Consider the following 13,800-nt stretch of genomic DNA (forward strand, 5'->3'; position numbering starts at 1 on the left):
AGTATTCATTCAGATTTCCTCACTCGTTTTAAATCGAGTAAATTAATGGGATTGATTCCTAATCCACTTACTTTTTTAGAGATAAAACGCGTAGCTTCATCATAATATAAGACCACGACAGGTGCTTCACACATTACTAACGAATCCATTTTTTTATAGAATTGGCTACGTGCATCACTCGATGTAGTCATAGAAGCCTCATCATACAGGCTGTCAAAGGTCTTGGACTGGTAATGCGTATAGTTTGGGCCATTAGGAGCCAGATTAGCACTATGAAAAAGAGAGAGATAATTTTCGGCATCCGGGTAATCAGCGATCCAACTGGCTCTAAAAATAGGTAGCTTTCCTGCGCTTCGCTGTTGTCTTATCGTAGAAGGCGGTAAAACATCAATGGCTACATCAATCCCAATTTTTTGAAGTTCCCGCTGAATATATTCTACGAGATTAAGATAATTAGCGTTACAGGTAATGCTGATTTGAACGTCTTTGTCTCTGGTTTCTTGTTGGTATTGCCGGACTAGTTTTTTTGCTTTTTCCGGCTGGTAATCGTACTGCACTGAAGCATTAAAGCCCGGTAAGCCTTTGGGAATCATACCATGTTCTCCAGGAATACCAATCCCGTTGCGCAGGTACTTGATCATCTTCCTGCGGTCAAAACCATAGTTGATGGCTTTTCTAAGATTAAGTGACTGAATTTCGGTCGTATTGGTTGGGAGATGAATACCCAAATATTCGGTGTTGAGGTACGGACTTTTAAGGATGTAAACATTTTCAACGTATGCTTCACTCAATTGTCCGCCGGCGGTAAGAAGTTCATCCTTATAAGAAGGATCAAGTCCACTGATAAAATCAATATTTTTTTGTGCAAACTGTAAAAATTCACTTTGTTTATCGGGTAAAAAAGTAATCGCGACTGATTCCAGATAAGGGAGGGAATTACCTTGTTCGTCTTTTTCGTGGTAGGCATCATACCGCCTAAATACTAATTTCTCATTTTCTTCCCAACGCTTAAAATAAAAAGGTCCTGTGCCAATAGGTTCCCGACTAAAATTGACATTCTCAACAATTTCTTTAGGCACCACAGAACAGTGCTTGTTGGCGAGTAATCCCAAAAAAGCAGGGAATGGGGAGGTTAATTTAATTTCAACTATGTGTTCTTCAGGTGCTGTTATTTGTGTAACCTGCTGCATCAACCAACTGCCCGGTGACGCTAGTTTATCGTTAGTCAGACGATTTAAACTATAGACCACATCGTTTGCAGTTAGGCTTCGGGTGCTGTCCTTACCAAATAAAATATGCTTGTGAAAGTAAATATCCTTCCGAAGAAAAAAAGTATACACGCGTCCGTCTTTCGAGATCGTCCAGCGCGAGGCTATATCGGGTTGAATAATAAGTTCGTGATCCAGTTGAACCAATCCATTAAATAATTGATTGCACGCCCAGATATTACGTTGATCTTTGGCAAATGCCGGATCCAGGGAGGTAATGTTCGCATGTTCATTATACCGAAAAACCAAGGCGTCATTTTCGTTATTTATATTATTAGAACAGGCAGAAAAAATGAGGAGATACGCTAAAAATATACTTAGGGTAATAAATGAGTTAGGATGCGTTTTCATTAATTTTAGTAGCCGAAAATAAGTTTGTATTTTTGCGCTCCGCTAAGATAAACATTAATCGCAGTGGTGGAAATCTAATTTTAGATCGTGTATACTTCAACTCAACTCAATTCAAAGAAAGTCGCTTTTTACACCCTTGGGTGTAAGCTTAACTTTTCTGAAACCTCTACCATAGCCAGGTCGTTTGTAGATGAAGGCTTTCATAGGGTTGATTTCAAGGAACCCGCAGATATTTATGTGATCAATACCTGCAGCGTTACTGAAAATGCTGATAAACGTTTTAAAAATGTAGTCAAGCAAGCCTTAAAGCAAAATGAAGATGCATTTATCGTAGGCATTGGCTGCTATGCACAATTAAAGCCTAAAGAATTAGCCGCTGTAGACGGAGTGGATTTGGTGTTAGGTGCCACTGAGAAATTCAATATTACCCAATACTTAAATGATCTTACAAAAAATGATTTTGGTGAGGTTCATTCCTGCGAAATAGCCGAAGCCGATTTTTACGTAGGTTCTTATGCCATTGGTGATCGTACACGGGCATTTTTAAAAGTTCAAGATGGGTGTGACTATAAATGTACCTATTGCACCATACCGCTGGCACGCGGAATTTCACGCAGTGATCGTTTAGAAAATGTATTAAACAATGCTGCTGAAATTTCTGCACGCGGAATCAAAGAAATTGTCCTCACCGGAGTCAACATTGGAGATTATGGTAAAGGTGAATTTGGTAACAAAAAACACGAACATACTTTTTTAGAATTAGTACAGGCCTTAGATGAAGTTGAAGGCATTCACCGCTTGAGGATCTCATCCATAGAACCTAACTTACTTAAAGATGAGACCATAGATTTTGTGGCCGATAGCAACAGTTTTGTTCCGCATTTTCATATTCCTTTACAAAGCGGAAGCAACGACATCTTAAAAGCAATGCGCAGAAGATATTTGCGAGAACTTTACGTGGATCGGGTAAAACGAATCAAGGATAAAATGCCTCACGCGTGCATAGGGGTAGATGTAATTGTGGGTTTTCCGGGGGAGACGGATGAGCATTTTCTTGAAACATACAATTTTTTAAATGAGTTGGATATTTCGTATTTGCACGTGTTTACATATTCTGAACGTGATAATACACCGGCTGCCACAATGCCCGGTGCAGTAGACAAAAAAGTACGCGGCAAACGCAGCAAGCTATTAAGAGGTCTATCTGCTAAAAAACGTAGAGCCTTTTATGAATCTCAATTAGGAAGTACGGCTACAGTGCTCTTTGAAGGCGAAAATAAAGAAGGCTATGTTTGCGGCTTTACTGAAAACTACGTAAAAGTAAAAACGCCTTGGAATCCTGCCTTAGTAAATACACTGCATAAAATAAACCTTACCTACATCGATGAAGATGGTACGGTAAGGTTTGATTTTGTAACAGTAGAAAAAGTTGCTTAAAGGGCGATTCCAGCCGGCAGCATACTTTTATACTTTAATTTGTTGGATCGCATAAACTTTGCAATATCTGGACTGGTAGGAACTACGCGTACATTGCGCTCTTCAATGATGGCTAAGACCTGTTCAATAAAGTCATTCATCATTCCTTTTTCCTTGAGCTCATCGCTCATCACTACTTTAGTTAGAAAGATTTTACGCTCTTGACTGGCGTATTCAATTTTTGCTTTTTCACCATCAATTTCGGTCTCAAATTGGCGGTGAAACTCATTGTCTGTGATTTGTAAGCTTACGTCTTGCATCATTATTTCAGTTTTTAATTCATTGGTATTTCTATCACTAATATTTTGCTGGGAGCAGTGGTGGTAAATGAGATTGAGTCAGTTTCCCAAACGCCTAAGGCATCTCTTTTTTCAAGCTTCTCACCTTCACACATTAAACTTCCTTCAATTACGAACATATACACTCCATGACCAGATTGATTTATTGTATATGTATGAGAATTATCTTGATCAAATTCACCCAAGTTAAAGTAAGTCTGTTGATTGAGCCACAAAGAATCATCTGTGGTATTGTCTCTGGGAGTAACTACGGTTTTCAATTCGTTTTTACGCAATGAAAATGACCTTTGGTCATATCTAGGTGAAACACCATTTGCCTGAGGTAAAATCCAAACTTGTAATAAATTGGTTGCTTCTGTCGTGCTGGGATTGTATTCGCTGTGTTCAACTCCAGTACCTGCACTCATCACCTGTACTTCTCCTGTTTTAATGATTTCTTCATGCCCCATGGAATCTTTATGGGCTAGTTTTCCGTCAAGCGGAATAGAAACGATCTCCATATTTTGATGTGGATGAGTTCCAAAGCCTTTACCAGGCGCAATAACGTCATCATTCAATACACGTAACGCTCCAAATTTAATGCGGTCTGGATTAAAATAGTTCGCAAAACTAAAAGAATAATTAGCCTTAAGCCAACCGTAGTCTGCTTTTCCTCGTGTGTGTGCTGGGTAAACCGTTTTTTTCAATGATATGCATTTATAAAGAAAAATCTACTTGTTGAACACGACTCTTGGAGCGAAACTCGTGTTGAAAATTTAGGTAATATATAAACCCTGATTTTTCTGTTTAAGAAAGCAAAACCTCTTAAATTTGATGCAAAGTTACGGATTTTATTAGAAATCAAACTCTTAAAATTTTTATGGGCGGTAATAAAAAGCTCACTCAAGTATATATGATGCCAGGAATGGCGGCAAATCCAAGTATTTTTGAACACATCAATTTACCTAAGGATGAATTTGACATACATTGGTTAAATTGGATCATTCCAAAAAAGAATGAATCCCTTTTAGGTTATGCCAAGCGTATTTGTGAGGATATACCTAAAGAGCCTTGTGTACTCATTGGAGTGTCTTTTGGCGGAGTTCTGGTGCAGGAGATGGCAAAATACCTTGAGGTTAGTAGGCTGATTATTATCTCAAGTGTAAAGCACAAGGAGGAGCTTCCGCTTAAAATGAAATTAGCACGAAAAACCGGGGTGTATAAAATGATTCCTACCAGTTTAGCTGGTTATCTAGGTGAATTAGAACGTTTTCCTGTTCCGCCGGCGGCTAAAAAAAGAGCACGACTTTACAAGCAATATTTGTCAGTGAGTAATAAACATTACCTGGATTGGGCAATACAAGAAATTATTTGTTGGGATCAAGCTGAAGCCCCTCAAGACATCATCCATATTCATGGGGATAAAGATCCTGTGTTTCCTGTCAAATATATAAATGATGCTATCGTTATTCCTGAAGGGACGCACATCATGATTATCAATCGGTATAAATGGTTTAACAAACATCTACCCTCTCTAATTCGGACTGGTTTTTGTGCTGAATAAGTCATACTTTTAAAGAATTAAAAAAATATTATTTTTATGAAGGACATCAAAGCAGGCATCGCATTTTTACTTTTAGCCTTAGTAGTAATTCTAAGCATTAATGCAGTACAAGACGCACCTACCGATGAGAATTTGAATACCAAGATCATCAATGAGTATAACGTTTACGCCTTACCATTGCCCGATGACCCTAAATTTGCAGGAGAAGATGTCCCTATTGAAAATCCTGATATTAAGGAACGTTTGGATCGAGAACTATTGGTAAATACCTATTGGCAGTCCAATGGTTTGCTCATGATAAAGCGTGCACACAAGTACTTCCCAATCATTGAACCTATATTGAAAAAGAATGGTGTTCCAAACGATTTTAAGTACCTGGCAGTTATTGAAAGTGGGCTGACGCAGGCTGTTTCTCCCGCAGGAGCAACAGGTTTTTGGCAGATTATGAAGCAAACAGGGAAGGAGTATGGGCTTGAAATCAACGATAATGTTGATGAGCGTTACCATATTACTTTGGCGACAGAGGTAGCCTGTAAATACCTTAAAGAATCTAAAGAGCGTCTGGGGAGTTGGACTCTTGCTGCGGCTGCTTATAATGCAGGTAACTACGGGATTTCAAAACGTTTAAAGGCTCAACAGGTAGATGATTATTATGATTTGTTGCTAGGAGAGGAGACCGGTAGATACCTGTTTAGAATTTTGGCCTTAAAGGAAATTCTTAAGGACCCTAAGAAATACGGCTTTAATTACAGACAAAAAGATCTATACGATAAAGTACCTACTTCTAATTTCATCGTAAAGGAATCTATTGAAGATTTAGCCTCTTGGGCTAAGCAGCAGGGTATCAACTATAAGATTCTTAAAATTCATAATCCCTGGCTACGAGAGCCTGAGCTTAAAAATGCTTCCGGGAAAAAGTATATTATTGAACTTCCTAAGCAGGGTTTTTACGCGGTAGGAAACTAATTTAAATCTTAGCCTTTTGATCGACGTCCTCATCTTGATCGATAGGCGTTTCGGGTGTCGTTACATCTTCTTGAGGTTCTCCTTTTGGTTCTTCAGTATTGCTCAAAAGAATAGAAACGCCTTTAGACAATTCATTAAAATGCATGTTAAACGATTCTGTTTCGTCCACATCAATATGATGAACAAGTGGTTTTTTTACCGAAAGTATTTGTTTTGAATCTCCTACGAGATAAGTCATGGGATAACCAAGTGAGTGTTTAAGGATTTTAATGATATACGGATCTGTATTTTGGCGCTCATCAATATAGGCTATGTGTACTTTTTGATGGTATTTTTTGGCTATTTTTTTGACATCACTTTCTTCATTCCAAAACAATAAGACGAAATCAATCTTATCATGATGATTTTTCACTAATTCATTAATTGCTGTCAATTGTGGCTTATCCTTACTCTCTGCAATAAACTTAGAATAGGTTATTAAGTATACAGGTTTTTCAAACTCGTGAAGTTTTTTGTGTCGGCTGCGCAAGGAATTAATATTGAAATCATCCAGGTAGGTCCCCACTATACAATGAGTGATCAACGAGTCTGCCAGCCAAATGATTCGCTCCATGTCATCTGTGGTCTTGGCTTTGTAAACCTCATTGTTGTATCGGGGCATATTTAACTCAATGGCATCAGAAAGTAGCGTGCGTTGCATTTCCTCCTCTTCTTTAGTCTCTTCTAGGACTTGAGAAAAGGAGAATGGTGTAGTTATAAATAAAAAGAAAAGTAAATATCTATTCATACGCAATCATAAATATTACTTTGGGGTAGTTCAAAGGTAATTTTTTTATGCTAAAAGTGGCATTAAATCACCGATTGAGGTAATAATAAAATGAAAATTATAAATTAAATCTTTTTCATTTGTTGTTTCATCATCCTGATTTGCTCATTGAGCATATTGTGTTTGTCCAGTTTTTTGGCTTCGGTGAGAAGCATTTGAGCTTCTCTTTTTCTTCGCTTCGTCATTGCGATACCGGCCAAATTTAATTTAGCTACAGCCAAATCCTGACTCATGGATAATCCCAGTTTAATGGCTTTTTTAAAGTGTTTTTCAGCCTGCGTAATATTAGTCTGGGAAACCATTAGACCGTGAAGATAGTAATAATAGCCTTGCTGCTTTTTTACCAATGCAGCTTCAGGATTTGAGATTTTATTCAGCCATTTCTTCGCTCCTTCAAAGTTTTGTTTTCTCAACTGAAAAAATGCCAATAGGATTAATTCATTTTTAAAATAAAGAAAGACAAAAATCCCGGCGAGTAGAATGAGCATGATACCATTGCCTATTTCTCCTTCATAAAATTGATATCCGGCAAAGAGGACTATGAGTACAGCGAGAATGAGTTTTATATTTTTATTGAACATATGATTTACTTAATTCTATTATAGGTTATGGTCGACGTAATATTGGTTGGAATTTTTTGATCTCCCAGTTGGGGCATAACAGATGATCCTGTAGCTTCTTGCTCTACAGTGATATCCTGAAATAGCCAGCTTCCTTTATTCCCATTGATGATAGTGCTTTGATTTCCTTCTAAATTCATGGTAACACCATTTTCATTGGTATTAATTACAACAGGAGCTTTTCCTTCTATTTTCCAGGAATCAGATTGCGCGTCCAAAAGAGTCCAGGTAGTAGTTGCTGATAATTTTCCGGTGTATTGATTTTTCCACTGGGCGTTTTCAGTTGATTTTACAGCAGTATCAGGAAGATAGTACGTCATTTGTGTAAAACTTTCGGCTAAGGCATTAGAGCCGTATGAGTTGAGCAAGGTTTCCGATATAAGCGCTTTCGTATTTTCATCGGGCAGATCAAGTTTATTCACAATGAGGTCAACGAGTTCTTTTCCGCCAGAAACCGAAGTAATTTTACCATTTTTTTGCATGATCAGGGTAAAGGGTTTATTGAGAATGGAATTAAAGATTTTAGTTTCCATACTTTCATCGCTTGTATCATTGGCATTGATATCCATAAGTGTCCCCATTAGATTTGAAGACATTTTCATAACAAGATCGGTAAACATCATGCTTAATTCGATTTGATCATTGTTTACACTTTTCACTGTAAAGTCAAGTATACCGCTAATGTCATTCGTGATAATTTGCTCTGTACCTTGAATGTTTTGAGTGATTTTTTGAACCGCACGCTGTTCCACGGTAAAATGTTCATCTACCTCAAAGACATAGGCGAGTGGCTGTTGAGCCATGCATACAAGAGTTAGAAATAAGCAGAATAGTGTGGATATAGAAGTAGATTTGTTCATCATTTTTTTGTGTTGCGCGCAAAGGTAAACAAATGCATCAAAAAGAATATGACTTTTTTTTATTTCTGGGTTGTAAGAGTTAAAAGATGTTGTATATTTGCCCCCGGTTTTTGAAGGGTATTTTTCCTTCATAATATTTAGAATTACGACTTAAGATCCCTATAGATGAAAAGAACATTTCAGCCATCAAAAAGAAAAAGAAAAAACAAGCACGGCTTTAGAGAGCGCATGGCGTCTGTAAACGGAAGAAAGGTGCTTGCGCGAAGAAGAGCAAAAGGTAGAAAGAAATTAAGTGTTTCATCTGAAGGTAGACATAAACACTAAATGACTGTTTTGGTTAAACATATAAAAGGCGTTATTCGTTAAGAATAACGCCTTTTTTATTATCTCATAGTTTCAAGATTAAAATTTATTCCATGCCTAAAAATTCATCCCTTAAAAGTATTTTAATTATCGGTTCTGGTCCTATTGTGATCGGTCAAGCCTGCGAATTTGACTATTCTGGTACCCAAGCGCTACGCTCCTTGCGTGAAGATGGTATAGAAACGATATTGATCAACTCCAATCCCGCAACGATCATGACTGATCCTTCAATGGCAGATCATGTGTACTTGTTACCGTTAACGACGAAGTCGATTGTACAAATTCTAAAGGAGCATCCACAGATTGACGCTGTGTTACCCACCATGGGAGGTCAAACAGCCTTAAATTTATGTATCAAAGCAAACGAAAAAGGGATTTGGAGTGATTTTGGAGTAGATATTATTGGGGTTGATATTGATGCCATAAATATTACTGAGGATAGAGAACAGTTTAGAAACCTTATGGAGGAGATTGGTATCGGCATGGCACCACAGGCGAAAGCTACTTCATTTTTAGAGGGGAAAGAACTGGCACAAAAATTTGGATTTCCTCTGGTCATTCGTTCATCGTTCACTTTAGGCGGAGCGGGCGCATCTTTTGTGTTTAAGGAAGAAGACTTTGAAGAGCTGCTTAAACGAGGTTTGGAAACTTCTCCCATTCATGAGGTTATGATTGACAAAGCCTTGATCGGTTGGAAAGAATATGAGCTGGAATTATTACGCGATAATAATGATAACGTGGTTATTATCTGTACGATTGAAAATATGGATCCTATGGGGATTCACACAGGGGATTCAATCACCGTGGCTCCTGCCATGACTCTTTCTGATAAATCCTTCCAAAAAATGCGTGACATGGCAATTCATATGATGCGCAGCATTGGAGATTTTGCCGGAGGCTGTAATGTACAATTTGCCGTTAGCCCAGATGAAGAAGAGGAAATTATTGCCATAGAGATTAATCCACGGGTTTCACGCTCTTCGGCATTAGCGAGTAAAGCAACAGGATATCCCATTGCAAAAATTGCGGCCAAGCTGGCCATAGGATATAATTTAGATGAGCTGGACAATCAGATCACTAAGTCAACTTCGGCGTTATTTGAGCCTACGTTAGATTACGTGATTGTGAAGATTCCACGGTGGAACTTTGATAAGTTTGAAGGCAGTGACCGTACCTTAGGGCTGCAAATGAAATCTGTGGGAGAGGTGATGGGTATAGGGCGTTCGTTCCAAGAAGCCTTGCACAAAGCCACACAATCTTTAGAAATTAAACGTAATGGACTTGGAGCTGATGGAAAGGGATACAAAGATTATGATCAAATCATCAGCAAGCTTACTTACGCCAGTTGGGATAGGGTGTTTGTGATTTATGATGCCATCCAAATGGGAATCCCTCTCAGCAGGATTCATGAGATTACCAAGATCGACATGTGGTTCTTGAAGCAATACGAAGAATTACATTTCTTAGAGAAAGAAATCTCTACCTATACCATAGAGAGCCTAACCAAAGAATTGTTGCTGGAAGCAAAGCAAAAAGGTTTTGCAGACCGCCAGATCGCCCACATGCTTGGGTGCTATGAAAGTGAAGTCTATAACAGGCGCGAAGAATTAAAGATCAATCGCGTCTACAAGCTGGTTGATACTTGTGCTGCCGAATTTAAAGCAGAAACTCCTTATTACTACTCAACCTTTGAGAGCGAAATTGAGCGTCCAGATGGAACCCGATTTGTAGATAATGAAAGCAAGGTAAGCGACAAAAAGAAGATTGTCGTACTGGGCTCTGGTCCTAACCGAATAGGACAAGGGATCGAGTTCGACTACTGCTGTGTGCACGGCGTATTAGCTTCAGCTGAATGTGGATACGAAACGGTGATGATTAATTGTAATCCAGAAACGGTGTCTACTGACTTTGACGTAGCCGATAAGCTTTATTTTGAACCTGTCTTTTGGGAACATATTTACGACATCATTCGGCATGAAAAGCCAGAAGGTGTTATCGTACAATTAGGAGGGCAAACCGCACTAAAGCTAGCTGAAAAGTTAGATCGCTACGGCATTAAAATCATGGGTACAACCTATCAATCCCTGGATTTAGCCGAAGATCGCGGGAGCTTCTCTACGTTGTTAAAAGAAAATAACATTCCTTATCCCGAATTTGACGTAGCCGAAACTGCTGAACAAGCCTTAGCTGTGGCCGATAAATTGAACTTCCCTATTCTCGTAAGACCTTCTTACGTATTAGGTGGACAGGGAATGAAGATTGTGATCAATAAAAATGAATTAGAAGAACATGTGGTTGACTTGTTGCGAAAGATCCCAAATAACAAACTACTCCTTGATCACTATTTAGACGGAGCCATCGAAGCCGAAGCAGACGCTATTTGTGATGGTGAAGACGTATATATCATTGGAATAATGGAGCACATTGAGCCTTGCGGAGTTCACTCTGGTGACTCAAACGCCACCTTACCACCCTTCAATTTGGGAGATTTGATCATTGAGCAAATAAAGGATCATACCAAAAAGATTGCCCTTGCGCTTAATACGGTGGGACTGATCAATATTCAGTTTGCGATTAAGGATGATAAGGTATATATCATAGAGGCAAATCCAAGAGCATCGCGAACGGTTCCTTTTATTGCAAAGGCCTACGGTGAGCCATATGTAAATTATGCCACAAAAGTGATGTTAGGTGAGAAAAAAGTGAAGGACTTTGAATTTAATCCTCAGTTAAAAGGTTATGCGATCAAACAACCTGTGTTCTCGTTTGACAAATTCCCAAATGTAGATAAGCAATTAGGCCCAGAAATGAAGAGTACGGGTGAAAGTATTTTGTTTATCGATAGTCTGCGTGACGATGAGTTCTATGAGCTTTACAGCAGACGGAATATGTATTTAAGTAAGTAAATGAAGTCCAACGTTGAAAAGCCTTCGGCGCATTCAACGTTGCTGACTGAATTTATCCCGAAGGAGCGAAGCGATTTTCGGGATCTCACGAAGCATTCTGGATTTTAATAAATTTATCCCGAACGAACGTAGTGAGATTCGGGATCTCATGAAGAATCCGAGATTGTTGTAAGTCTTTCCCAAAGGAGCGCAGCGAGTTTTCGGGATTTTTTGAATTGGAAGTAAGCCTTCGGCTCATTCAACCTTGCTGACTGAATTTATCCCGAACCAACGCAGTGAGATTCTGGATCTCATGAAGCGTTCTGGATTAGTGTAAGTATTTTTCGCTTTCGCGGAAGGAGTGGACTGAGTATTCAAATAAATTGATAAATATTATATTTTAGGATATCGTATTTCAAACCAAAGTCTTGTTTACTAACCTAGAGAGGAAGATTAAAATAAAAACCCCGAACAAGTGAAGCGAGTTTCGGGATCTTATAAATCATTCTGGTGACTTCAGGGATAAGTTCCTATTTTTACCTTCTAAGTTTAGTTTTACCATTTTTCAACATAGCAACATGATTAAATTTAAATTTATAAAGGATTTTAAGGAGTTCGCACTTAAGGGTAATATGATTGATATTGCGATTGGTGTGATTATTGGCGCAGCATTTAATAAGGTAGTTGATGTAATCGTCAAAGAAATTTTTCTACCACCTCTGTCCTTACTTACAGATGGGATCACCTGGGGCAGTAAACGCTGGATTCTTCGTGAAGCTATGATCACAAATGGCGATGTTGTTACAGAAGAAATTGCTATTGGGTACGGTAAATTACTCGAAACAGGAATGGACTTTTTGATTATTGGATTTACGGTATTTCTGGTCGTACGACTCATGAATAGCTTACGCCAAAAATCTGAAGATCCTAAGAATAAAGAGGAGGTTACCCCAAAAAATATTGAATTGCTCAACCAGATGGTTGAAAAAATGGAAGTGCAAATAACCTTACTGAAACAAATGGCAAAGTCTGGCACAAAAAATTGAATTATATTTCTAGTATGGATTTTAAAAACAAACATGTCCTTATTACCGGCGCTTCTCGCGGAATTGGCAAAGCCACCGCTTTAGCCTTCGCCGCTCAAGGTGCTAAAGTTGGGGTCAATTTTAAACGCAATCATGAAGAAGCTAAAAAAACCTTGAAAGAGCTGGAAGGGAAAGGACACAGGTTGTTTCAATACGATGTCGCTGATAAAACCATGCAAGAAGCCCTGATCAATGACTTTATTTCTGTGTATGGAACCATTGACGTTTTAGTCAATAATGCCGGAATTTCCATTGACCACGATATCGAAGAAACTGATTTTGAAGAGTGGTTCGCCGCTTGGGAAAATACCTTTCAAACTAATCTTTTTGCCGCAGCTAACCTCAGTTTTTTAGCTGCTAAGCAAATGATGACCTCTGGTGGAGGGAATATTGTCAACGTATCTTCCCGCGGAGCTTTTAGAGGAGAACCCACCAAACCGGCGTATGGTGCAAGTAAAGCAGCACTTAATGCCATGACGCAGTCGCTGGCAAAACGACTTGCTCCACATAAGATTTACTTAGGCGTCGTTGCTCCCGGGTTTACCGAAACTGATATGGCTGCAAAAACACTCACTCCCGTTGAACGAGAGAATTTGCTAAGAGAATCTCCCTTTAAGCGCATGGCACAACCAGAAGAAGTGGCTCATGCGATTCTATTTTTGGCTTCAGATGGAGCCGCGTATTCCTCAGGTAGTATTATTGATGTGAATGGGGCAAGTTATTTACGTAGTTAAGGTTTGGATTAATCATATGAAAAAGATGATCTTTTTAGTCTTAGTCTGTTCTCTCTTTATGGGTTGTCCTGCAGGTCAATTTTATGAATACAGTTATATTGGTATTGCAGAATCAAAAGGCGATGATGATTTCACTAAGATTAGATTACGTGACGGAGTTCAACTTTCAGCTAAAGTTGGATATTTTGTCGATTTTAATGCAGATAAAATGAAAGGTGTTGCCGTACTATTTAATACTATTGAAAATGAAAGATTGACACGTAACTTAATCAATAATATTGTGTCTAGTAAATTTGGCAAACTAGAGTTGCTCCATGATTCTCCCTATATCATTCAAAATAAGAGTTCAGAGGATCTAACTGTTTTCGCTAAAAAGCTAAATGAATATAGCGCAAGGCAGTTGAACAAAATGATTATTAATGATTCTATTGTTTTGACGTTAAAGTCCGGAGAATCGTTCATCTTTGTTTATAAAAAATGATTCCCCCAGTGATGAATAAGAATTAGACTAAAACATATGATAT

At 38.5% G+C, this 13,800-nt stretch carries 14 protein-coding genes; 8 read left to right on the top strand and 6 right to left on the bottom strand.

Features of this window, described 5'->3' with window-relative positions:
• Positions 1 to 5: 5 nt before the first annotated feature.
• The gene (locus ABD000_RS05340) at positions 6 to 1,619 is read right to left on the bottom strand and encodes an ABC transporter substrate-binding protein (RefSeq protein WP_343764721.1); all 1,614 of its coding nucleotides are present in this window, start codon (positions 1,617 to 1,619) and stop codon (positions 6 to 8) included.
• Between the two features lie 87 nt (positions 1,620 to 1,706).
• Here ABD000_RS05340 and mtaB point away from each other — a divergent pair, with 87 nt between their 5' ends.
• Positions 1,707 to 3,056 (top strand): tRNA (N(6)-L-threonylcarbamoyladenosine(37)-C(2))-methylthiotransferase MtaB, encoded by a 1,350-nt coding sequence (gene mtaB / locus ABD000_RS05345; protein WP_343764722.1) that lies wholly within the window; start codon positions 1,707 to 1,709, stop codon positions 3,054 to 3,056.
• Here mtaB and ABD000_RS05350 read toward each other — a convergent pair.
• Together ABD000_RS05350 and ABD000_RS05355 are read right to left on the bottom strand one after the other, a co-directional pair.
• A complete protein-coding gene (locus tag ABD000_RS05350; protein ID WP_425545351.1) occupies positions 3,053 to 3,355 on the bottom strand; it encodes a GNAT family N-acetyltransferase in 303 nt (100 codons plus the stop codon). The two genes, mtaB and ABD000_RS05350, sit on opposite strands and share 4 nt — an antisense overlap.
• A 14-nt stretch (positions 3,356 to 3,369) precedes the next feature.
• Positions 3,370 to 4,080: a pirin family protein gene (locus tag ABD000_RS05355; RefSeq protein WP_343764724.1), complete on the bottom strand. Its 711-nt coding sequence runs from the start codon at positions 4,078 to 4,080 to the stop codon at positions 3,370 to 3,372.
• A 173-nt stretch (positions 4,081 to 4,253) separates the two neighbouring features.
• Between ABD000_RS05355 and ABD000_RS05360 the strand changes: the two genes are divergently transcribed.
• Complete coding sequence (locus ABD000_RS05360; RefSeq protein WP_343764725.1) at positions 4,254 to 4,937, top strand: alpha/beta fold hydrolase; 684 nt, start codon at positions 4,254 to 4,256, stop codon at positions 4,935 to 4,937.
• Positions 4,938 to 4,973: 36 nt separating this feature from the next.
• Positions 4,974 to 5,903, top strand: a complete 930-nt coding sequence (locus tag ABD000_RS05365; RefSeq protein WP_343764726.1) for a lytic transglycosylase domain-containing protein — start codon at positions 4,974 to 4,976, stop codon at positions 5,901 to 5,903.
• Position 5,904: 1 nt separating this feature from the next.
• Here ABD000_RS05365 and ABD000_RS05370 read toward each other — a convergent pair whose 3' ends face one another.
• The 3 genes from ABD000_RS05370 to ABD000_RS05380 all read right to left on the bottom strand — a co-directional run bounded on the left by ABD000_RS05370 (position 5,905) and on the right by ABD000_RS05380 (position 8,152).
• The gene (locus ABD000_RS05370; protein ID WP_343764727.1) at positions 5,905 to 6,690 is read right to left on the bottom strand and encodes a UvrD-helicase domain-containing protein; all 786 of its coding nucleotides are present in this window, start codon (positions 6,688 to 6,690) and stop codon (positions 5,905 to 5,907) included.
• Positions 6,691 to 6,794: 104 nt separating this feature from the next.
• The gene (locus tag ABD000_RS05375) at positions 6,795 to 7,310 is read right to left on the bottom strand and encodes a DUF2892 domain-containing protein (RefSeq protein WP_343764728.1); all 516 of its coding nucleotides are present in this window, start codon (positions 7,308 to 7,310) and stop codon (positions 6,795 to 6,797) included.
• Positions 7,311 to 7,315: 5 nt separating this feature from the next.
• The gene (locus ABD000_RS05380) at positions 7,316 to 8,152 is read right to left on the bottom strand and encodes a DUF6263 family protein (RefSeq protein WP_343764729.1); all 837 of its coding nucleotides are present in this window, start codon (positions 8,150 to 8,152) and stop codon (positions 7,316 to 7,318) included.
• 222 nt (positions 8,153 to 8,374) lie between these two features.
• Here ABD000_RS05380 and rpmH point away from each other — a divergent pair, with 222 nt between their 5' ends.
• From rpmH to ABD000_RS05405, 5 genes are all read left to right on the top strand, one after another.
• A complete protein-coding gene (gene rpmH / locus ABD000_RS05385; RefSeq protein WP_343764730.1) occupies positions 8,375 to 8,533 on the top strand; it encodes a 50S ribosomal protein L34 in 159 nt (52 codons plus the stop codon).
• Between the two features lie 92 nt (positions 8,534 to 8,625).
• A complete protein-coding gene (gene carB / locus ABD000_RS05390; RefSeq protein ID WP_343764731.1) occupies positions 8,626 to 11,478 on the top strand; it encodes a carbamoyl-phosphate synthase large subunit in 2,853 nt (950 codons plus the stop codon).
• A gap of 557 nt (positions 11,479 to 12,035) precedes the next feature.
• Complete coding sequence (gene mscL / locus ABD000_RS05395; RefSeq protein ID WP_343764732.1) at positions 12,036 to 12,503, top strand: large conductance mechanosensitive channel protein MscL; 468 nt, start codon at positions 12,036 to 12,038, stop codon at positions 12,501 to 12,503.
• 14 nt (positions 12,504 to 12,517) lie between these two features.
• Positions 12,518 to 13,276 (top strand): SDR family NAD(P)-dependent oxidoreductase, encoded by a 759-nt coding sequence (locus tag ABD000_RS05400; RefSeq protein WP_343764733.1) that lies wholly within the window; start codon positions 12,518 to 12,520, stop codon positions 13,274 to 13,276.
• Positions 13,277 to 13,292: 16 nt separating this feature from the next.
• Entirely contained in the window at positions 13,293 to 13,757 is a 465-nt protein-coding gene (locus ABD000_RS05405; protein WP_343764734.1) for a hypothetical protein, read from the top strand.
• The last annotated feature ends 43 nt before the right edge of the window (positions 13,758 to 13,800 follow it).

It is taken from the genome of Gangjinia marincola (assembly GCF_039523415.1).
GTDB classification, from domain to species: Bacteria; Bacteroidota; Bacteroidia; order Flavobacteriales; family Flavobacteriaceae; genus Gangjinia; species Gangjinia marincola.